22 protein-coding genes are annotated in these 19,557 nt (G+C 63.5%); 18 read left to right on the forward strand and 4 right to left on the reverse strand.

The genetic code is table 11. The annotated features are described in order from the left end of the window. The first annotated feature begins 100 nt into the window (after window positions 1-100). The 5 genes from B4N44_RS01415 to bchZ all read left to right on the forward strand — a co-directional run bounded on the left by B4N44_RS01415 (window position 101) and on the right by bchZ (window position 6,214). Entirely contained in the window at window positions 101-1,216 is a 1,116-nt protein-coding gene (locus tag B4N44_RS01415) for a methyltransferase (RefSeq protein ID WP_296696051.1), read from the forward strand. Between the two features lie 95 nt (window positions 1,217-1,311). Then, window positions 1,312-2,265 (forward strand): chlorophyll synthesis pathway protein BchC, encoded by a 954-nt coding sequence (gene bchC, locus B4N44_RS01420; protein WP_296696054.1) that lies wholly within the window; start codon window positions 1,312-1,314, stop codon window positions 2,263-2,265. After that, window positions 2,262-3,260: a chlorophyllide a reductase iron protein subunit X gene (locus B4N44_RS01425; RefSeq protein WP_414718108.1), complete on the forward strand. Its 999-nt coding sequence runs from the start codon at window positions 2,262-2,264 to the stop codon at window positions 3,258-3,260. The genes bchC and B4N44_RS01425 overlap by 4 nt, the downstream gene beginning before the upstream one ends. Continuing rightward, window positions 3,253-4,749, forward strand: a complete 1,497-nt coding sequence (gene bchY, locus B4N44_RS01430; protein WP_296696057.1) for a chlorophyllide a reductase subunit Y — start codon at window positions 3,253-3,255, stop codon at window positions 4,747-4,749. Before B4N44_RS01425 ends, bchY begins: the two co-directional genes overlap by 8 nt. 25 nt (window positions 4,750-4,774) lie before the next feature. Beyond that, the gene (gene bchZ, locus B4N44_RS01435; protein ID WP_296696059.1) at window positions 4,775-6,214 is read left to right on the forward strand and encodes a chlorophyllide a reductase subunit Z; all 1,440 of its coding nucleotides are present in this window, start codon (window positions 4,775-4,777) and stop codon (window positions 6,212-6,214) included. A 531-nt stretch (window positions 6,215-6,745) separates the two neighbouring features. On the opposite strand, the gene B4N44_RS01440 is transcribed toward bchZ, so the two are convergent. After that, entirely contained in the window at window positions 6,746-6,883 is a 138-nt protein-coding gene (locus B4N44_RS01440) for a hypothetical protein (protein ID WP_296696061.1), read from the reverse strand. 21 nt (window positions 6,884-6,904) lie between these two features. On the opposite strand from B4N44_RS01440, the gene pufB (B4N44_RS01445) reads away from it, so the two are divergent. From pufB (B4N44_RS01445) to lipA, 12 genes are all read left to right on the forward strand, one after another. Next, a complete protein-coding gene (gene pufB / locus B4N44_RS01445) occupies window positions 6,905-7,048 on the forward strand; it encodes a light-harvesting antenna LH1, beta subunit (RefSeq protein WP_093033233.1) in 144 nt (47 codons plus the stop codon). A gap of 80 nt (window positions 7,049-7,128) precedes the next feature. Beyond that, window positions 7,129-7,341, forward strand: coding sequence for a light-harvesting antenna LH1, alpha subunit (gene pufA, locus B4N44_RS01450; protein ID WP_296696071.1), 213 nt, complete (start codon window positions 7,129-7,131; stop codon window positions 7,339-7,341). Between the two features lie 115 nt (window positions 7,342-7,456). Then, a complete protein-coding gene (gene pufL / locus B4N44_RS01455) occupies window positions 7,457-8,293 on the forward strand; it encodes a photosynthetic reaction center subunit L (protein ID WP_296696073.1) in 837 nt (278 codons plus the stop codon). A 16-nt stretch (window positions 8,294-8,309) separates the two neighbouring features. Continuing rightward, on the forward strand, window positions 8,310-9,281 hold the full coding sequence (pufM, locus tag B4N44_RS01460) for a photosynthetic reaction center subunit M (RefSeq protein WP_296696075.1): 972 nt from the start codon (window positions 8,310-8,312) through the stop codon (window positions 9,279-9,281). After that, window positions 9,278-10,360: a photosynthetic reaction center cytochrome PufC gene (gene pufC / locus B4N44_RS01465; RefSeq protein ID WP_296696078.1), complete on the forward strand. Its 1,083-nt coding sequence runs from the start codon at window positions 9,278-9,280 to the stop codon at window positions 10,358-10,360. The genes pufM and pufC overlap by 4 nt, the downstream gene beginning before the upstream one ends. 200 nt (window positions 10,361-10,560) lie before the next feature. After that, window positions 10,561-10,695 (forward strand): light-harvesting antenna LH1, alpha subunit, encoded by a 135-nt coding sequence (gene pufA / locus B4N44_RS01470; RefSeq protein WP_296696079.1) that lies wholly within the window; start codon window positions 10,561-10,563, stop codon window positions 10,693-10,695. 133 nt (window positions 10,696-10,828) lie between these two features. Further along, on the forward strand, window positions 10,829-10,972 hold the full coding sequence (gene pufB / locus B4N44_RS01475; RefSeq protein WP_120795963.1) for a light-harvesting antenna LH1, beta subunit: 144 nt from the start codon (window positions 10,829-10,831) through the stop codon (window positions 10,970-10,972). A gap of 87 nt (window positions 10,973-11,059) precedes the next feature. Next, window positions 11,060-11,263: a light-harvesting antenna LH1, alpha subunit gene (gene pufA, locus B4N44_RS01480; protein ID WP_296696084.1), complete on the forward strand. Its 204-nt coding sequence runs from the start codon at window positions 11,060-11,062 to the stop codon at window positions 11,261-11,263. A gap of 95 nt (window positions 11,264-11,358) precedes the next feature. Next, on the forward strand, window positions 11,359-11,787 hold the full coding sequence (locus tag B4N44_RS01485) for a secondary thiamine-phosphate synthase enzyme YjbQ (RefSeq protein WP_296696086.1): 429 nt from the start codon (window positions 11,359-11,361) through the stop codon (window positions 11,785-11,787). Window positions 11,788-11,790: 3 nt separating this feature from the next. After that, on the forward strand, window positions 11,791-13,092 hold the full coding sequence (locus B4N44_RS01490; RefSeq protein ID WP_296696091.1) for a RuBisCO large subunit C-terminal-like domain-containing protein: 1,302 nt from the start codon (window positions 11,791-11,793) through the stop codon (window positions 13,090-13,092). Window positions 13,093-13,140: 48 nt separating this feature from the next. Further along, the gene (gene idi / locus B4N44_RS01495; protein WP_296696094.1) at window positions 13,141-13,713 is read left to right on the forward strand and encodes an isopentenyl-diphosphate Delta-isomerase; all 573 of its coding nucleotides are present in this window, start codon (window positions 13,141-13,143) and stop codon (window positions 13,711-13,713) included. Window positions 13,714-13,968: 255 nt separating this feature from the next. Continuing rightward, window positions 13,969-14,964, forward strand: coding sequence for a lipoyl synthase (lipA, locus tag B4N44_RS01500; RefSeq protein WP_296696096.1), 996 nt, complete (start codon window positions 13,969-13,971; stop codon window positions 14,962-14,964). 145 nt (window positions 14,965-15,109) lie between these two features. On the opposite strand, the gene B4N44_RS01505 is transcribed toward lipA, so the two are convergent. The 3 genes from B4N44_RS01505 to murU form a co-directional block, all read right to left on the reverse strand. Further along, window positions 15,110-16,144, reverse strand: coding sequence for a M14 family metallopeptidase (locus B4N44_RS01505; protein WP_296696098.1), 1,035 nt, complete (start codon window positions 16,142-16,144; stop codon window positions 15,110-15,112). Between the two features lie 92 nt (window positions 16,145-16,236). After that, on the reverse strand, window positions 16,237-17,661 hold the full coding sequence (locus B4N44_RS01510; protein WP_296696099.1) for a glutamate-cysteine ligase family protein: 1,425 nt from the start codon (window positions 17,659-17,661) through the stop codon (window positions 16,237-16,239). Window positions 17,662-17,755: 94 nt separating this feature from the next. Then, entirely contained in the window at window positions 17,756-18,436 is a 681-nt protein-coding gene (gene murU, locus B4N44_RS01515) for an N-acetylmuramate alpha-1-phosphate uridylyltransferase MurU (RefSeq protein ID WP_296696101.1), read from the reverse strand. Window positions 18,437-18,605: 169 nt separating this feature from the next. Here murU and xthA point away from each other — a divergent pair, with 169 nt between their 5' ends. Further along, the gene (xthA, locus tag B4N44_RS01520) at window positions 18,606-19,424 is read left to right on the forward strand and encodes an exodeoxyribonuclease III (RefSeq protein ID WP_296696103.1); all 819 of its coding nucleotides are present in this window, start codon (window positions 18,606-18,608) and stop codon (window positions 19,422-19,424) included. Window positions 19,425-19,557: the final 133 nt, after the last annotated feature.

The following is a 19,557-nucleotide window of genomic DNA, read 5'->3' on the forward strand; positions in this document are numbered from 1 at the left end:
CGTGAAATCTGCCGGGGCCGATCCCATCCGAAAACATCGCATACCGCACCGGGCGCGGTTTAGCCTTTGGCCTTCTCATTCATACATCGAGGTTGTTGACGTGTCGATCTTCGATTCCTGGTTGGCTGTGCGCAACCGTTTGCTGGCAAGCAGCTCTTTTCAGCGGTGGGCCTCGGCCTTTCCCTTGACCCGCCCGATCGCACAGAGACGCGCGCGCGAGCTGTTCGACATCGTCGCCGGGTTCGTCTACTCGCAGATCTTGTTCGCGTGTGTGCGCCTGAAGCTGTTCGAGATCCTTGCGGAGGGTCCGCAGAGCGCGGACGCGCTGGCGAAGCGGATGGCGCTTCCGCCCGAAGGTGCGATTCGCCTGCTGCGCGCAGCGGTGAGTCTGCGTCTGGTCGCCTTGTGCGAGGACAAGCGCTACGCCCTGGGCGAGCTGGGCGCGGCCATGATCGGAAACCCCGGGATCGCCGCCATGGTCGAGCATCATGCGATGGTCTATTCGGATCTCGCCGATCCGGTCGCCCTGCTGCGTGGCGAGGTGGAGCGCACGGCCTTGTCGAGCTATTGGTCTTACGCGGCCAACACCGACGCAGCGAGCGTGGATGAGCAGTCGATCGACGGCTATACGGCGCTCATGTCCGACAGCCAGTCCCTGATCGCCGGCGATGTGCTGGATGCCTACTCGTTGAAGGGCCACCAATGTCTCCTGGACGTCGGCGGCGGCGACGGCACCTTTCTGGTGACGGCCGCCAAGCGTTGGCCGCACCTGAAGGTCATCCTGTTCGATCTGCCTGCGGTTGCCGAGCGTGCGCGTGCCCGTTTCGAGCGCGAAGGGCTCGCGGATCGGGCGACCGCGGTCGGCGGCGACGTGATGCGCGATCCCTTGCCGGAGGGTGCGGATGTCGTCTCTCTCGTGCGGGTGCTGCATGATCACGACGATGAAGAGGCGCTCGCGATCATCAAGGCCGCGCGGCGCGTCCTGCCGAGCGGCGGAACCCTTCTGGTTGCCGAGCCGATGTCCGGTACGCCCGGCGCCGAGCCGATCGGCGACGCCTATTTCGGTTTCTATCTCCTCGCCATGGGCAGCGGGCGACCGCGCACCCCGGTGGAGATCGAAAACATGCTGCGGCTCAACGTCTTCGATCCGGTGCGTCTGGTGCCGACCGTGCGACCAATCCTAACGCGATTGTTGGCCGCGACACGGATGGCGTGAGCTCGGTCCGATGGAAAAGTCCGGCAGCTTCTGCCGGACGTGCTTGAGTTGGGTTAAACTCCAAAGTCTTTGACTGTCACTATCAGGGTCGAACATTGAACCTCGATACCCTCGCCGTCGTTCTCGATCAGCCTGAATCCCTTGCCCTCAAACCGCTGACGCTCACCGCGCCGGGCGACGCGGACGTCATGGTCGCGATCGAATGGAGCGGCATCAGCACGGGTACCGAGCGTCTGCTCTGGTCCGGGCGCATGCCGAGCTTTCCCGGCATGGGCTATCCGTTGGTGCCCGGCTACGAGTCGGTCGGTCGCGTGACCTGGGCCGGCGATCGGTCGGGGCTCGAGGTCGGTCAGCGCGTCTTCGTGCCCGGAGCGCGCTGCTACAACGAGGCGCGCGGTCTGTTCGGCGGAGCGGCCTCGCGCATCGTGCTCCCCGGCGAGCGTGCCGTGCCGGTCGGCGATGCGCTCGGGGAGGATGCCGTGCTGCTCGCATTGGCGGCAACGGCCTATCACGCCATCGGCGGTCTGAGTGCCGGCCCTGTCGACCTCGTCATCGGTCACGGCGTGCTGGGTCGACTGGTGGCGCGGATCGCGGCCTTGGCCGAGGGCGCTCGCCCGACGGTCTGGGAGACGAACCCGGAGCGCGCGCACGGCGCCGAAGGCCACGGCTACCAAGTCGTCGCGCCGGATCAGGATCATCGCACGGACTATCGGCGCATCTGCGACGTCAGCGGCGACTCGGGGATCCTCGATACCTTGATCGCACGCATGGCACCGGGCGGGGAGGTCATCCTCGCCGGTTTCTACAGCCAACCTCTGTCCTTCTCGTTCCCGCCGGCCTTCATGCGCGAGACGCGCATCCAAGTCGCCGCCGAATGGCGTCCGCCGGATATCGTCGCGGTCAAGGAACTGGTCGATTCGGGACGCCTTTCACTCGACGGGCTCATCACCCATCGCGAGCCCGCGACCCATGCCGATGCGGCCTATCGCACCGCGTTCGGTGACCCCAACTGTCTGAAAATGATCTTGGATTGGAGATCGATCTCGTGAGTGTATCCGTCAAGAGTCCCGCATTGGCGCCCGCGCGCCAATCGGCCAAGGATCCGGTCGGCGCACCCTCGATCGCCACGCCCTCCATCAAGGAGACCCAGATCATCGCGATCTACGGCAAGGGCGGCATCGGTAAGAGCTTCACCCTGGCAAACCTGTCCTACATGATGGCGCAGCAGGGCAAGAAGGTCCTGTTGATCGGCTGCGACCCCAAGAGCGACACCACGACACTACTGTTCGGCGGGCGTGCCTGTCCGACCATCCTGGGGACCTCGGGCGAGAAGAAACGCGCCGGCGACAAGGTCAGCATCGGCGACGTCTGCTTCAAGCGCGACGGTGTCTTCGCGATGGAGCTGGGCGGTCCGGACGTGGGGCGTGGATGCGGCGGTCGCGGCATCATCCACGGCTTCGAGCTGCTCGAAGGCCTGGGTTTTCACGAGTGGGACTTCGACTATGTCCTGCTCGACTTCTTGGGCGACGTGGTCTGCGGCGGCTTCGGTCTGCCGATCGCGCGCGATCTCTGTCAGAAGGTGATCGTGGTCGGATCGAACGACCTGCAATCGCTCTATGTCGCCAACAACGTCTGCTCGGCGGTCGAGTATTTCCGAGGGTTGGGCGGCAACGTCGGTGTGGCCGGCATGGTGATCAACAAGGACGACGGCACCGGGGAGGCGCAAGCCTTTGCCAAGGCGGTGGAGATCCCGATCCTTGCAACCATACCGGCCCACGACGAGATCCGGCGCAAGAGCGCGAACTACGAGATCATCGGCCGACCGGGCGATCGCTGGGGTCCGCTGTTCGAAGAGTTGGCGACCAACGTGGGCCTGGCGCCGCCGATCCATCCCAAACCGCTGGATCAGGACGGCCTGCTGGGGCTCTTCACGGGCGACGTGGTCGGTCGTCATGTCGTGCTCGAGCCGGCGACACCCGAAGACATGTGCAGCGCCGCGACCTTCAAGAAACCCTCGCTCGAGGTGATCTACGACGATGTCTAAGCCATCCGAGGCCGAAGGTCCGATCAGTGATCGCGCGGCCGACGCGGGGCAGGGCGGTGGCTGTCACGGCGGCGTCGAGACCTTGCACGCCGCCGCGGCCGCAGCGGGAAACCGCGAGTTGCTGGAGCGCTACGCGCGGGACTATCCGAAGGGACCGCACGATCAACCCCAGACCATGTGTCCGGCGTTCGGCGCCTTGCGGGTCGGGCTGCGCATGCGGCGCACGGCCATGGTACTCGCAGGCTCCGGCTGTTGTGTCTACGGTTTGACCTTTACCTCCCATTTCTACGGCGCACGTCGCTCGGTCGGTTATGTGCCCTTCGACTCGGAGACCCTGGTCTCGGGTGCGCTCTTCGAGGACGTGCGCGAGGCGGTACTCAAGCTCGCCGATCCGGATCACTACGATACCGTCGTGGTGATCAACCTCTGCGTGCCGACCGCCTCCGGCGTACCCTTGCGTCTCTTGCCCAAAGAGCTCAACGGCGTGCGTATTCTCGGCATCGACGTGCCCGGATTCGGGGTGCCGACCCATGCCGAGGCGAAGGACGTGCTCGCCGGCGCCATGCTTCAGTATGCGCGCACCGAGGCCGAGCAAGGCCCGGTGCAGGCACCGCGCGGCGGTCGCAGCGAGCGGCCGACCGTGACCCTGCTCGGTGAGATGTTCCCGGCCGACCCGGTCGGGATCGGGATGATGCTCGAGCCCATGGGGCTGGCGCCCGGTCCGGTCGTGCCGACCCGCGAATGGCGCGAGCTGTACGGCGCGCTCGATTGTCGGGTTGCCGCGGCGATTCATCCTCAATACACCGCGAGCGCGCGCGAGTTTGCCCTGGCGGGTCGCCCCATCGTCGGCTCGGCACCGGTCGGGTGCGAGGGCACCGCGAGCTGGCTCGACGCGATTGGAGCGGCCTGCGGGATCGCACAGGCCAAGGTCGATCTGGCCAAGAACAAGATCCTGCCGGCCATCGCCGGCGCCCTGTCGGGCAGCCCGATCAAGGGCCGGGTCACGGTCTCCGGTTACGAGGGTTCCGAGCTGCTGGTCGCGCGTCTGCTGATCGAGTCCGGTGCGGATGTTCCCTATGTCGGCACCGCCTGCGGGCGCACACCCTGGTCCGAAGCGGATCTGGCTTGGCTCGAGTCGCGCGGGGTGCCGGTTCAGTTCCGTGCGTCTCTGGAGCAGGACATCGCGGCAGTGAAGGCGCTGGAGCCGGATCTCGCGATCGGGACCACGCCGGTCGTGCAAGCGGCCAAGGAGATGAGCATCCCGGCGCTCTATTTCACCAATCTCATCTCGGCGCGTCCGCTGATGGGTCCCGCGGGTGCCGGTTCTCTGGCCCAGGTCATTAATACCGCGCTGGCCAATCGGCATCGATTCACCGCCATGCGCAGCTTCTTCGATGGCGTGGGTGCGGGCGAGACCTGCGGGATCTGGGATCAGTCGCCCGTGTCGGTCGCCGCGCCTGCCCTCTCCCCAGTCGTCAAGCCACTTTGAGTCCGGTCACGAGGACGTTTTACTCATGTTGATCAACGACCTCGACCGCGCCGGCGGTTATTGGGGCTCCGTCTACGTGTTTGCGGCCGTCAAGGGCCTGCAGGTCATCATCGACGGACCGGTCGGCTGCGAGAACCTCCCGGTGACCGCCGTACTGCACTACACGGACGGGTTGCCGCCGCATGAGCTGCCGGTGGTCGTCACCGGTCTGGGCGAGGAGGAGCTGGGCCAGAAGGGGACCGAGGAGGCGATGCGTCGCGCCTATGCCACCCTGGACCCCGAGCGCCCCGCCGTGGTGGTCACCGGCTCGATTGCCGAGATGATCGGCGGCGGTGTCACGCCCGAAGGGACCAATATCCATCGCTTCCTGCCGCGCACCATCGACGAGGATCAGTGGCAGAGTGCCAATCGTGCCATGTACTGGCTGTGGAGTCAGTACGGCCTGAAGAAGGGCGGGATGCCCAAGGCCAAGCCGCGCAAGCCGGGCGAGCCCCCGCGCGTGAACATCATCGGACCCATGTACGGAACCTTCAACACCCCGTCCGATCTCGCCGAGATCCGGCGTCTGGTGGAAGGGATCGGAGCGACGGTCAATCAGGTCTTCCCGCTGGGGAGCCATCTGGATCGAGTGCCCGAGTTGGTCAATGCAGAGGTCAACATCTGCATGTACCGCGAGTTCGGGCGCAGCCTCTGCGAGGCGCTCGAGCGGCCCTTTATCCAGGCCCCGATCGGTCTGCACAGCACGACCAAGTTTCTGCGCACGCTCGGCGAGCTGCTCGAGCTGGACCCCGAGCCCTTCATCGAGCGCGAAAAGCACACGACCATCAAGCCGATCTGGGATCTCTGGCGGTCGGTCACGCAGGACTTCTTCGGCACGGCCAGTTTCGGTGTCGTGGCCACCGATACTTATGCGCGGGGCCTGCGTCATTTCCTCGAAGACGAGCTGGGTTTGCCGTGCAATTTCGCCTTCTCGCGCAGGGCAGGCGTGAAGCCGGACAACGATGCCGTACGCGAGGCGGTGCACAAGAAGACGCCGCTGATCGTCTTCGGCAGCTACAACGAGCGCATGTACCTGTCCGAGATCGGCGCCCGTGCGACCTACATCCCGGCGTCGTTCCCGGGCACCGTGATCCGACGTCACACCGGCACGCCCTTCATGGGCTACTCGGGTGCGACCTACCTCGTCCAGGAGGTCTGCAACGCCCTCTTCGATGCCCTCTTCAACATCATTCCGCTCGGCACCGATCTCGACAAGGTCGACGCCACCCCGGCCCGACTCCATCGCGAGCTGCCCTGGGGCGAGGACGCACTCTCGGCATTTGACCGCATCGTCGATTCCCAGCCCGTATTGGTGCGCATCTCGGCCGCCAAGCGCCTGCGCGATGCCGCCGAGCGCGCCTCGCGCAATGCAGGGGATGAGCGGGTGAGTCTCGATCGCGTCCTCGAGGCCCGGCGCTCGCTCTAGCTGTCGCCTCTACTGTTCGGCGCAAGCCGCTGCCCCGCGCGCAACAGCGCGCAGCGCTCGTGGTGGTGCGTATCCCCGATCCAACCCCGCCGGGTCTGCCGGCTCCGTCTCGTCGCCTGCCGTGCGACACGGCCGCGCCGCGCTGCTGCTCTGTGCCGGCGCCGCCGGCTCGACTGGCTCGCCGCGACACCCTCCGTAGCTGTTTTCGCAGCCATTTCTCCGGCAAGCTCACGCCCTCGGGGCGCGGGTGGCGCCTGTTGATTGTCCGGGCGCAGCTGCGGCGCAAATGGGTGTAAATGTAGATTGACATCTACGTCAGTCAAGCTAGACTGACACGTAATCCAGTCACCCTGCAAAGCTTTCGTACCGGACCCGTGAGACCCGACCTGAACAATCCGAGATTCGACGTTCCGAGCCTCTCGCCGGTTGCGTCGCGCAAAACTCCCGCGGAGGTCGAGGTTCACGGGCGAGGTATTTCGCCGGGTGCTGGCGAGTTTCACTTGTCGAACGGAGCGCATGCCCCGCGCGACATCAGTTGCCCGTCTCTTTATTCGGGACGATGGAGTCGAGTGGCTGGTCGGGCGTTTCGAGCAGCTTCTCCGTCGCGGTCCGTTGGTCCGCGACGAAACCCCCGCCGCACGGGGTCGGTGCGGCGTTACTTAGGTTCATCTCCTACTGGAGGATCGATCAATGGCTGAAAACACCAGCATGTCCGGCATGACCGAAGAAGAAGCGAAAGAGTTCCACGGGATCTTCGTGCAGAGCATGACCACCTTCTTCGGAATCGTCATCGTTGCACACATCCTGGCGTGGCTGTGGCGCCCTTGGCTGTAGAAAAAACCAATTCAGCGCTGGCGCCCGAGGGTGCCGGTCGCACGGTCATCTAACTCGTCCTGATTCCAGGAGAAATGAATATGTTCTCGACCGAAAGCTTGTGGAAAATCTGGCTGATCATGGATCCGCGTCGCATCCTGGTCGCTCTTTTTGCGTTCCTGATCGTCCTTGGTCTGGCCATTCACATGGTTCTGCTCAGCACTGCAGATTTCAACTGGCTCGAAGACGGCATCCCCGCCAAGTCCGCGGTCAGTCAGATGCAAGTGACGCCCGTTGTGCCGCAAAGGCAATAGCGTCCTTTACGGGGGTGGCAGGGGAGGCTGGACCCATTCGCCAGGCCCCACCTACCGCCGACAGTGCTAAGAGGAGGCAGCCGAATCGGATGCCTCCCCAGCAGAGGATTTTACGATGGCCATGCTCAGTTTTGAGAAAAAATACCGCGTCCGTGGCGGGACGCTGATAGGGGGAGACCTATTCGACTTCTGGGTGGGGCCGTTCTATGTCGGCTTCTTCGGAGTCTCGGCGTTCTTCTTCGCATTGTTAGGTACGCTCTTGATCGTCTGGGGCGCCACCCTCGGTCCGACGCCTGAGCTGCAGACATTCAATATCTGGCAGATCAACATCGCTCCCCCGGATCTCAGCTACGGCCTAGGAATGGCTCCACTCGACCAGGGCGGTCTTTGGCAGTTCATTACACTCTGCGCGATCGGGGCATTCGTCTCCTGGGCGCTGAGGCAGGTCGAGATTTCCCGCAAGCTCGGAATCGGTTTCCACGTCCCCTTCGCCTTCAGTTTCGCGATCGGTGCCTTTGTGACGCTCGTAGTGATTCGTCCCATCTTGATGGGTGCGTGGGGTCATGGCTTCCCGTACGGAATCATGAGCCACTTAGACTGGGTTTCGAATGTAGGTTACCAATACCTGCATTTCCATTACAACCCGGCCCACATGCTCGCGATCACTTTCTTCTTCACCACAACTTTAGCGCTGGCGATGCACGGCTCTTTGATCCTGTCGGTGACCAATCCCAAGAAGGGTGAACCGGTCAAGACCGGCGAGCACGAGAATACCTTCTTCCGGGATTTGATCGGCTACTCCGTCGGCGCACTTGGTATCCATCGTCTAGGTCTCTTCCTGGCGCTGAGCGCGGTTTTTTGGAGCGCCGTCTGTATCGTGATCAGCGGACCCTTCTGGACGCGCGGTTGGCCGGAATGGTGGAACTGGTGGCTTGAGCTTCCGCTCTGGTAGGGTCTAGGAGACAACAATGGCTGAATATCAGAACATTTTTACAAGCGTGCAGGTGCGCTCTCCGGCTTATCCCGGAACGCCTATGCCGAAAGGCAATCTGCCGCGTATCGGCAAGCCGATCTTCTCCTATTGGGCAGGTAAGCTCGGTGATGCTCAGATCGGCCCCATCTATCTTGGATTCACCGGTGTTGCATCCTTGCTCTTCGGCTTCATCGCCATCGAGATCATCGGCTTCAACATGGCGGCTTCCGTAAATTGGAGCCCGATAGAGTTTGTGAAGAACTTCTTCTGGCTGGCACTTGAGCCGCCACCACCGTCCTACGGCCTCAGCATCCCTCCTTTGGGTGACGGCGGCTGGTGGTTGATCGCCGGGTTCTTCCTGACTACCTCCATTATCCTTTGGTGGATCCGGACCTACAAGCGGGCAGCGGATCTGGGTTTGAGTCAGTGGCTGTCGTGGGCGTTTGCAGCGGCGATCTTCTTCTATCTGAGCCTGGGTTTTATTCGCCCGGTGTTGATGGGAAGTTGGGCGGAGGCGGTGCCTTTCGGTATCTTCCCTCACCTGGACTGGACCGCAGCCTTCTCGATTCGGTACGGGAACCTGTATTACAACCCGTTCCATATGCTCTCGATTGCCTTCCTGTATGGCTCGGCCCTGCTGTTTGCCATGCATGGCGCGACGATCCTCGCCGTCAGCCGGTTCGGTGGCGATCGCGAGATCGACCAGATCACGCATCGCGGCACGGCAGCCGAGCGCGCAGCACTCTTCTGGCGCTGGACGATGGGCTTCAATGCCACGATGGAATCGATTCATCGCTGGGCGTGGTGGTTCGCAGTCTTGACAGTCATCACCGCAGGCATCGGGATTCTCCTGACCGGCACGGTGGTCGACAACTGGTATCTGTGGGCCGTGAAGCATGGTGTCGCTCCCGTCTATCCGCTTGACGGCGCTGTGGATCCGACGCTGTTGCAGGGGGTTTCGCAATGAAGATGTCCACTTACACGTCGATTCCACTCGCGGCTGTCGTTGCTTCTGTGTTTGTTGCGGGCTGTGAAGCTCCGCCCCCCGAGACGGTGCAATTGGGTTATCGCGGTCTTGCGATGGAGCATGTCCAGAACCCCGGCGATCTGGCTCGAAGCTATAAAGCAAACCAGCCTCCCGAGGTTATTCCGGCGGCGCCGCCGGGTGGGCCGAAGGTCTCCGCGGTCTATGAAAATGTTCAGGTCCTGAGTGATCTCACCGTTGCGGATTTCACCCGCCTGATGGTAGCCGTCACGACTTGGGTCGCTCCCGAGCAGGGCTGCAACTACTGCCATGTGCCCGGCAACTGGGCGTCGGATGACATCTATACGAAGGTCGTATCGCGCAAGATGTTCGAGATGACGCAGCAGGCCAATTCGGCATGGAAGGACCATGTCGCCGATACGGGCGTCACTTGCTATACCTGTCACCGGGGCAAGCCGGTACCCGAGTACGTCTGGACCACTGATCCGGGTCCGAATCTGCCATCCGGTGTGGCTCCGACAGGCCAGAACATTGCTTCATCGACGGTTGCCTACGCGTCCTTGCCGTTCGACCCCTTCACGCCGTTCCTCGATCAGGCGAACGAGATCCGCGTAATCGGCGATTCGGCCCTACCGAGCGGCAACTTGGCTTCGACCAAGCAAGCAGAGTGGACCTACGGCTTGATGATGCATATGTCCGACGCACTCGGCGTCAACTGCACCTTCTGCCACAACAGTCGGTCTTTCTTCGCTTGGGATCAGAGCACCCCGCAGCGCACCACCGCTTGGTATGCGATCCGGCATGTGCGTGAGATGAACCAAGAATACATCTGGCCGTTGAACGAGATGTTGCCCGAAACGCGGAAGGGTCCGTTAGGCGACCCCTACCGTGTGAGCTGCGCGACCTGCCATCAGGGCGCTTATAAGCCACTTTACGGCGCTCAGATGCTCAAGGACTACCCCGCACTTGCAGGTCCGACCCTGACCGCGGCGCCCGAGGAAGCGCCTCCGGTCGAGCCCGCGGCAGACGCAGCGCCCGCGGCCCAGCCGAAGCCGTTGTAGCGCGTCGGCCGGCTTGGCTGGCTGACGAAGGCACGGAGGCCACAAGCAGCGCCGGATTCCGGTCCGGCGCACGTCGGGTGAGATGGTTCAGCAGGCCGTGCCCTTCCTTGGTTCTGGCCGAGCAGCGGGGCAACGATTGAAGGCCCGCCGGGCGTTTGCTGATACAGCAGCACCCATCTGATAGTCACTGGAGTACACAGATGCACAAAATTTGGCAGATCTTCGATCCGCGCAGAACACTCGCAGGCTTGTTCGCATTCTTGCTCGTCCTGGCTTTGTTGATCCATTTTATCCTGCTCAGCAGTCCGGGCTTCAACTGGCTCGGGGGCGTTTAGTCCGGTGTTCGCATCGGGAGCGTCCGAGTCGCCGCAAAGGGCGCACGGGCGGTCCGCTCCACTGTGGTCCCCGCCGCGGGGAAGTTCGCGGTAACGGCCAACTGGCCAAAACATGACAAGTGAGGGTAATTCCATGGCTGAAGTGAAAAGCACGTCCGGTCTGACCGAAGAAGAGGCGAAGGAATTTCACGGTATCTTCGTGCAGAGCATGACCGGCTTCTTCGGCGTCGTCATTGTCGCTCACATCCTTGCGTGGCTCTGGCGCCCCTGGCTGTAGTCGAGCGCCTTAGACTCGCGATGGATTCCGACGGGAGGAGCGCAGCGATCTGCACCGTCCCGCTTTATGTCTTCAGGAGATAAACTCATGCACAAAATTTGGCAGATCTTTGATCCGCGCAGAACGCTGGTGGCTTTGTTCGGTTTCCTCTTGGTGCTCGGACTGTTGATCCACTTCATCCTGCTCAGCACGGCCGACTTCAATTGGCTGTCCGACGGCGCGCCTGCCTCCGGTAAGGCTGCTGCCGTGACGCCTGCCGCACAGATGGCTCCCCTGCCTGCCGGCCGTTAAATCAGGCCGGGAGTTGCGGTCTCGGGCGGGCGGCATGCAATGTCGGCGCCGCCCCTGATCGCAACGCTCCAATCACTCCGCCCGAAGCGTTCCGCATGTTCTTCCCCTGCGAATCGATTCTCCTGAGCACGGCCGCACCGATCGAAATCATCGATATAACGGCGATTGTACGAACAGCCTTTCAAAACAGCGGTGTCATGCAGGGTCAAGTGACCCTCTTCTCACCCCACACGACCGCATTCGTCTGCTTGAACGAAAAAGAGCAGATGTTGCAGCGCGATATGCTCGATTTCCTCCACCGCCTCGTTCCCGCCGAGACGGATTTCCGTCATAATCGTGACCCGGTCGACGGCCGACTCAACGCGCATTCCCACCTGCTCGGACTCTTCATGAACGCCTCTGAAACCATCCCGATTGCCGATGGATGTTTGCTCCTCGGTGGATGGCAATCGATCTTTTTCATTGAATTGGATGGCCCGCGCGACGAGCGTCGGCTTCTGATGCAGATCAGCGGAGAGCAATAGCGGATGACGGCAGCCGATCTCGAAGGGTTTTTCGCGGATGCGGATACCCTGGATCCCGACGCCTATCTAGGTCTCGACTATTACATGGAGTGTCGGGGAGACCCGCGCGTTGCAGTCGCACATTTCTGCTCGGAGCAGTCGACCGCCCAGTGGCGCCGGGTCGGCTCGGCGGAGGACTTGCGCGCGGAATTCGGTGCAAAGGTCGTCCAACTCGCCGTCGATGCGACCCTGCAGGACTTCAGCTACGGGTTGAATGCGCCTGGCGAAGGCAAGATTCATGCGTGTCGTGTCCGCATCGCCCATCCCCACCGCAACTTCGGTCCTCGTATTCCGAACCTCCTGAGTGCGGTCTGCGGCGAAGGCACCTTCTTCTCGCCGGGTGCCCCTGTCGTGAAGTTGCTCGACATTCATTTCCCGGATGCCTATTTGAGGCGTTTCGACGGGCCACGCTACGGTGTCGAAGGTTTTCGCGACTTGCTCGGGGTCTACGACCGCCCGATCTTCTTCGGGGTGATCAAGCCCAATATCGGATTGGCGCCGGAGGATATGGCCGAGCTTGCCCTCCAGGGATGGCTGGGCGGACTGGATGTCGCCAAAGACGACGAGATGCTTTGCGATACCGACTGGTGTAGCCTTGAACGACGCTCCGCACTGTTGGGTGCCGCCCGGCGGCGCGCGGAAGCGCAGACGGGCACGCCGAAGGGCTACCTGGCCAACGTCACAGACGAGGTGGATCGATTGAGCGATCTGCACGACGCGGCTGTCGGCAACGGTGCCAATGCCCTGCTCGTAAACGCTCTTCCGGTGGGCTTGAGTGCCGTTCGGATGCTGGCGCAACACACACGAGTGCCCTTGGTGGCGCATTTCCCGATGCTTGCGGCGCTGAGTCGCTTGGAACATTTCGGCATCAGCTCCCTGGTCATGACCAAGCTGCAGCGACTGGCCGGATTCGATGTCATCATTATGCCGGGCTTCGGCGGGCGAATGTTCATGTCGGACGCCGAGGTGTGTCGCAACGCCGCCGCCTGCCTCGAGCCGATGGGCCATCTGCGCCCGAGTCTGCCGGTGCCCGGCGGGAGCGATTGGGCCGGCACGCTGAAGCGGGTTCATGACACGCTCGGAACGCGTGATTTCGGCTTCGTGCCGGGACGCGGGGTCTTCGGGCACCCGATGGGGCCTCGCGGCGGTGCCGCCAGCCTCCGTCAGGCGTGGGATGCCATCACTGCCGGCATCTCGATCGAGGATCATGCCCGGCATCATGCCGAGCTGCGTGCCGCGATCGACACCTTCGGTTGCAGTACCTGAGTCGCATGACGGCGACGTCCCGATGAGATGTTTCGTTGGAGGTTATCCTTGAGTGCCCGATTCGTACCGCCGCTTGCCGCCGACGCCCTGGAGCGCGCAGCGCAGCGTGACGCCTGCGAGCAGGTGATCTTGGTCGATGACCGGGATCTGACCCTCGGTAGCGCCGGCAAGATCGCCGTGCATCGCGACGGTCAATTGCACCGAGCCTTCTCGATCCTGGTCTTCGATGCGGCCGACCGGCTCCTGCTGCAGCGACGCGCCGATGCCAAGTATCACTTCGCGACGTGTTGGTCCAATACCTGTTGCGGCCATCCCAGGCCGGATGAGCCGACGATGCAGGCTGCGGGCCGTCGCCTGAAGGAAGAGTTCGGAATCCGGGTGCCGCTCGTCGAGCGCACCCAGCTCGTCTACCGTGCCGAGGACCAAGCATCGGGTCTGATCGAGCATGAGTATCTCCATGTCTTCTTCGGCGTTTACGCCGGGGATCTCCGGCCTGATCCGTCCGAGATCGGGGCTTGGCGCTGGATGTCCGTCCCGGCTATCCAGCGCGCTCTGGCGCGTCGCCCCGAGTGGTTTACGCCCTGGTTCGGCCTGCTGATGAATCGTCTGTTCCCCCGCTGAATCGGCTGCCGACGGGCCGGTTCGGCGAAGCGGACGCGCGGACAGGCGAGCTTGACCGAGACCGACCTGGTGATCGGCCGAGCAACCCCCAACCCGTCACCCGATCGCGGCCAATGACCATCGGTCGCGCTGCGCTCCGATCGGCTCCGGCGCACGATCGACAGCCGCGCGCGACAGCACCCCGCAGACGTTTTGTCCGCCCGCCGGGCATGCGTATCATGTCGCTTGTTCTCTTGAGCTTTCCCGAGATCAGCCATGCCTCCCGAACAATCGCTCCACGCCCCTTCGCGAACGACCCCCGAAACCCACCAGCGCGGACACGACAAGGTCTCGCGTATCCCGGTGAAGATCGAGCCCGCAACCGAGATCCTTCGCAAACCCGCGTGGATCCGGGCCAAGGCGCCCGTCGGGGCAGGGGTCAGCCGGATCAAGAGTCTGCTGCGCAAGGGCAAGCTGGCGACCGTCTGCGAAGAGGCGATGTGCCCGAACCTGGGCGAGTGCTTCAATCACGGCACCGCGACCTTCATGATCCTGGGCGATATCTGCACGCGGCGCTGCCCCTTCTGCGACGTGGCCCACGGGCGTCCGCAGCCTGTCGATCCGGACGAGCCGCGACACCTGGCCGAGTCGATCGCGGCCATGGGCCTTCGTTATGTCGTGATTACATCGGTGGATCGCGACGATCTTCGCGACGGCGGAGCCGCGCATTTCGCGGCTTGTCTGGCTGCGGTTCGGGAGCGCGGTCCGGCAATCAAGCTCGAGGTCCTGGTGCCTGATTTCCGCGGGCGCGAGGCGCTAGCGCTTGCGCAATTCGTGGGAGCCGGGGTGCCGGATGTCTTCAACCACAATCTCGAGACGGTTCCGCGGCTCTATCGAGAGGCGCGCCCGGGCGCGGACTACGCGGGTTCGTTGCGGTTGCTCGCCGCCTTCAAGGCGGCTCATCCCGGCGTGCCGACCAAGTCGGGGTTGATGCTCGGTCTCGGGGAGACATGCGAGGAGGTGGAGATGACCCTGCGGGATTTGCGCACCCACGGTTGTGACATGCTCACCTTGGGCCAGTATCTTCAGCCCAGTCGCGACCACCTGCCCGTGAAGCGCTATTGGACCCCGGACGAGTTCAAAGACCTCGGACGCTTCGCCGAGTCGATCGGGTTCTCCGGCGTCGCGAGCGCGCCCATGGTGCGCTCCTCTTACCATGCCGATCGTCAGGCGAGCGACGTCCTCGACAGTGCGACGTCGGCGGAGGGTTGACGGCGGGCCGCGGCGACAGCGCCCCGGCGCGGCAGCGCCGAGTGCCGCAGGTTGTGCCGGGCCGTGCGAGGCACGAGCAACCGTTCGCGCGAGTTGTGCTTCCTGTCGTCAGCACAAACTGGCATGGAAGGTTCCTGAAATCGCCTCAGTCTTGGGTCGGTAGATGGTCGCTGTAGCGTTCCATCAAATAACCGAGACAATCCTGGCGGATGACGACCTGGTTGCTCGTCAGCATCGAGGGCATCACGGGTTGTCGTAGACGCAGCTCATGGTCTTCGACGTGGAAATAGCGCTCGCCGACATCCCTGCCGTGCTCGTCGCGCACGTCCAGACCGATCCCCAAGCCCGGCGCGATGCGACCGAAGGCCATGCCTCGGGGCAGCTCGCAGAAGTTGAGATGCTCCAAGGCCGGATTGAGCTGAAGGTCGGCCTCCTCCGGAGAGAATCCGAACCCGACATCCTCTCGGATCTTCACCTGGGCAACCGTGTGGAAGAGATCGATATCCTGCGGGGCGACCGGATGGGGCGAGATGCGAGCGAGATGCAACGCGGCTTCGATGAAGCCGCGGGCGTGCTCGATCCCCTGCTGCTCCCCGACCTTGCCGCATTCCACCGTGACGGACGGACACAGCTCGGCCATGGCAAGCGACTGTACCCCGACCGGTCGGGTGAAATAGACGACGATGCGCCCGAACAGATTGGCGAGGTTCAGAAACCGGTTGTCGATTCGATTCACGCAAGCGTAATGCGGATTCGAGCCTGTGTTGTTGTGGATGTCCAGACTGGCGAAGAGTCCGCGTTCGGCCATGATGCGCACGACCTCCGCCATGAGATCCTGCTCGGGGGTGTGAGCGCGATCGGTGCCGGGCCAGACTCGGTTGTAGTCCGGTTGTCCGGGCAGACGCCGCACCCCCGATGCCGCCGCGCTCACATTGCCGATGAAGATGCTCAGAGCGCGCGGCAAGCGCAGCTCGCCGAAGCGTTCGAGCCGTTCGCGCAGCAGAGCGCGGATCGCCTCCCACCCGACCGTCTCGTTGCCGTGCATGAGTACCGATACGAAGAGTGCGGGCTCGCGGGCGCCGGGCAGATGGATCAAGGTCGGCGCGCCGAGCAGCCGATCCAGCTCATGGCTTTTGGCCTCGAGGATGCCTTCGGGAAGATGATCGAACTCTTGGAGCATGGCGTCTTGGTCGTCGATTCGCGAGTTGGTGTGGGTATCCGTCGAGCCTGTCGTGGTCGATGCGAGTGATCCGTGGCTTCGGCGCGATGCGATCAGCCGAGCAAGGCCCACTCGTGTACCGGCCGCCCCGAGCCCTGCTGCTCCAGGTAGGCGCCGGTCAGGCCGGCCATGTCGGGGCCATGACGCGCGACCCAGGCGCGTTGCCAACGCGCGCCGCTTCGGCCCGTTTCGAGCCGCCGCTCGAGGATGCCGAGCCAATGCGCGATCTCCAGCGGGTCGATGCCTGCAGCCTGAAGCCCGCGCCGCGCTCGGGGCAAGAGATCCTCTCGGAGGATGCCTGTGACCGGCAGGATCGCGCCGTCGAGCCACTGAATCTCGGCATCCAGTCCTTCGCGTGCACAGGCATAAAAGGCCGCGCGGGTGTGCAGGAAGGGGATCCGCGATTCAGGCGGCTCGGGTTGATCGGCCAGATCGCGCACGGCACCGAGATACAAGGCCGCATTGGCGATCATGTCCGACACCGTCGGACCGGCCGGAACCACACGGTGCTCGATGCGCAGATGCGCTCGCCGTGCCGCATCGAAGCCGATCAGCGGGCGGTTCCAACGCCAAATGGTACCATTGTGAAGACGCAGATGGGCCAACGCCTGCGGTTCCTCCGCCATGAGGTGCGGGAGCAGGACCGGATAGCGGTCCAGGTTCGCGCGAAAGGTCTCCATGATGGAACGCTCGGCATACCGGAAGCCGAAGCTCACGCGTTCCTGCAGGATGGGGCCGCCCGGGGAGACCGCCTGCTCGAACAGCGGGATCCGGGTCTCGTCCCAGAGGTCATGTCCGAAGAGGTAGGGCGAATTGGCCGTGATGGCGACCATGGGTCCGCTGATGAGCTTCGAGGCGTTGTAGACGCGCGCCGCTTCCCCCGGTGTCACCTTGAGGTGGATCTGAAACGAGGTCGCGGCTGCCTCCAACATGACATCGTGCCACTCCAGCGCGAGACGGTCGCGACCCGCGATCTCGAGCCTCAGGGGGCGGTCGTGGCGCAAGGCGAAGATCTGTTCGTTGAGGGCGCGGTAACGCCGTCGGGGTGTCATCGCGCAGAGGCCCAGATGCTGAGGGCGCACGGTCGGCAGGATGCCGATCGCCAGAAGACGCGTCCCCAGCGTCTGCGCGACGCGGTCGCAGCGTTGCAGCGTCTCGCTCAGCTCGGTCGCGAGTCGAGACAGACAGTCACCCGTCAGCGGCATCGGCGAGCCGTTGATCTCCGCGTTGAAGGTCGCGAGCTCCGCGACGACTAAGGGGTCGTTCAGGACTGCGAGCAGCGACTCCACCCGCGGTGCCGGCTCCATCTGCGGATCGACGAGGCAAGCCTCGAGCTCGAATCCCGCGGTCGGCTCGGATGTCTCGAACCGATCGCAGTCGAGCCAGTCCTCCAAGAGCGCCGTCTCCTCGCGCAGCCGGGCGGCGAACTCGACGAAGTCCTGGTGGGTGAAATGCGTCCCCGCAATCTCCTGGCCCATCCCTCGTCCCCCGTGACGGTTGACTTAGGCTTCATTATGGTCGGATCTCGGGCCACTCGATAGGCGTCGAGGGGGTATGCCGAGCGCTCTGCGATCACTCTCGAAGGAGTCGATCCAGATCGGCGAGCCGCTCGGGCGTGCCGATGTCGAGCCAGTATCCGCGGTGATGCTCTCCGCCGACACGGCCCTGCGCCATTGCGTCTCGAAGCAGCGGTGCCAGCGCAAAGGCCCCCGGGCGACACCCTGCGAACAGGCTCGGGCTGTAGACGCCGACCCCGCTGAAGGTCAGACGCCTCTCCCTCTCTCGCTCGTCTTGGTCGCCCTCGACTCGGACCCGGCCGCCCGTCAAGATGAAATCACCGCTCGGGTGGTGAGGTGGATTGTCGACCAGCACCAGGTGAGCGAGGTCGGTTCCTGCGAGGTGCAGGCCGATCGGATCGATATCGGACCAGATGTCGCCGTTGATCACCAGGAAGGGGTCCGGGCCAAGGAGCGGTAGGGCTTTGAAGATGCCTCCGCCGGTCTCCAGGGCCGTTTGCTCGGGTGAGTAACGGATGTGGACGCCGAATCGACTGCCGTCACCCAGTGCTGCCTCGATCTGCTCGCCGAGATGGGCGTGGTTGATCACGACGTCGCGGATGTCGGCCGCAGCCAGACGTTCCAAGTGATATTGAATCAAGGGGCGACCGCCGGCTTCGAGTAGAGGCTTGGGTACTTGGTCGGTCAGGGGACGCATTCGATTGCCGCGGCCGGCAGCGAGGATCATCGCCTTCATAAGAGCGGGTCGGCTGTTGTGGGAGTCTCCAAGATACACCAGCCGGAGTCGTCGACTCGATCGGGATCCTGCAGCTCGAACGCAGCGGACGACCGGTTTGGATGACCGCCGTCGCCGTGGTAGCCTTTTCGCGCAATGTCGGCCAACGAGGTGAGCGAGCGTCTTCGTCGTGTTCAAGATTATCTCCTTTAATATCAATGGAATTCGTGCGCGACCTCATCAGCTCGAAGCGATCAAGGCTGCCCATGATCCGGATGTCCTTGGTCTGCAGGAGTGCAAGGTTGCCGACGACGCCTTTCCGGTCGATCTCGTGCGGGGGCTTGGGTTTGCGACGCACTTCTACGGTCAAAAGTCGCACTACGGTGTCGCGCTCTTGAGCAAGGTCGAGCCGCTTGCAGTCATCAGAGGCTTTCCGGGGGACGCCGAGGACGCGCAGCGTCGCGCCATCATCGGGCGCTACCCCTTGCCCGACGGGGGCGACATCACGGTCATCAACGGCTACTTTCCGCAGGGCGAGAGCCGTGACCATCCGATCAAGTTCCCGAACAAGCGCAAGTTCTATGCGGATCTCACCGCCTATCTGCGCGACTTCTGCACGCCCGATCAGAACCTCGTGGTGCTGGGCGATATGAATGTCGCACCGCTCGACCTGGATATCGGCATCGGGGCGGACAACGCCAAGCGCTGGCTGCGCACCGGCAAATGCAGCTTCCTCCCGGAGGAGCGCGAATGGCTCGAGACCTTGACCGATTGGGGTCTGGTTGACGCCTATCGCACGGTGCACCCCGAGGTCGGCGACCGCTTCAGCTGGTTTGATTATCGCTCGCGCGGCTTCGAGCGTGACCCCAAGCATGGTCTGCGCATCGATCATCTGTTGGTGACCGCGCCCCTGCGCGAGCGCCTGTTGGATGCCGATATCGACTATGCCATTCGCGGCATGGACAAGCCCTCGGATCATTGTCCGGTCTGGGCGCGGTTCGATCTGTGAGTCCGCCTTCGAACTCGAACGGCGATGCGGAGCCGGGCTAAACCCTGTCCGGCGCGGTATGCGTCATGTGTCGGAGTGGCTTGACCGCGCCAGCTCCGACGACTATCGGAGCTGGCGCGGTTTAAACTCTTTT

It is taken from the genome of Thiocapsa sp. UBA6158 (assembly GCF_002423035.1).
GTDB lineage: Bacteria > Pseudomonadota > Gammaproteobacteria > Chromatiales > Chromatiaceae > Thiocapsa.

Coding starts and splice junctions, on each gene's coding strand:
- bchY (WP_296696057.1), top strand. CDS start 3,253: ATGTCTAAGCCATCCGAGGCCGAAGGTCCGATCAGTGATCGCGCGGCC.
- bchZ (WP_296696059.1), top strand. CDS start 4,775: ATGTTGATCAACGACCTCGACCGCGCCGGCGGTTATTGGGGCTCCGTC.
- B4N44_RS01440 (WP_296696061.1), bottom strand. CDS start 6,883: ATGAACCTAAGTAACGCCGCACCGACCCCGTGCGGCGGGGGTTTCGTC.
- pufB (WP_093033233.1), top strand. CDS start 6,905: ATGGCTGAAAACACCAGCATGTCCGGCATGACCGAAGAAGAAGCGAAA.
- pufA (WP_296696071.1), top strand. CDS start 7,129: ATGTTCTCGACCGAAAGCTTGTGGAAAATCTGGCTGATCATGGATCCG.
- pufL (WP_296696073.1), top strand. CDS start 7,457: ATGGCCATGCTCAGTTTTGAGAAAAAATACCGCGTCCGTGGCGGGACG.
- pufM (WP_296696075.1), top strand. CDS start 8,310: ATGGCTGAATATCAGAACATTTTTACAAGCGTGCAGGTGCGCTCTCCG.
- pufC (WP_296696078.1), top strand. CDS start 9,278: ATGAAGATGTCCACTTACACGTCGATTCCACTCGCGGCTGTCGTTGCT.
- pufA (WP_296696079.1), top strand. CDS start 10,561: ATGCACAAAATTTGGCAGATCTTCGATCCGCGCAGAACACTCGCAGGC.
- pufB (WP_120795963.1), top strand. CDS start 10,829: ATGGCTGAAGTGAAAAGCACGTCCGGTCTGACCGAAGAAGAGGCGAAG.
- pufA (WP_296696084.1), top strand. CDS start 11,060: ATGCACAAAATTTGGCAGATCTTTGATCCGCGCAGAACGCTGGTGGCT.
- B4N44_RS01485 (WP_296696086.1), top strand. CDS start 11,359: ATGTTCTTCCCCTGCGAATCGATTCTCCTGAGCACGGCCGCACCGATC.
- B4N44_RS01490 (WP_296696091.1), top strand. CDS start 11,791: ATGACGGCAGCCGATCTCGAAGGGTTTTTCGCGGATGCGGATACCCTG.
- lipA (WP_296696096.1), top strand. CDS start 13,969: ATGCCTCCCGAACAATCGCTCCACGCCCCTTCGCGAACGACCCCCGAA.
- B4N44_RS01505 (WP_296696098.1), bottom strand. CDS start 16,144: ATGCTCCAAGAGTTCGATCATCTTCCCGAAGGCATCCTCGAGGCCAAA.
- B4N44_RS01510 (WP_296696099.1), bottom strand. CDS start 17,661: ATGGGCCAGGAGATTGCGGGGACGCATTTCACCCACCAGGACTTCGTC.
- murU (WP_296696101.1), bottom strand. CDS start 18,436: ATGAAGGCGATGATCCTCGCTGCCGGCCGCGGCAATCGAATGCGTCCC.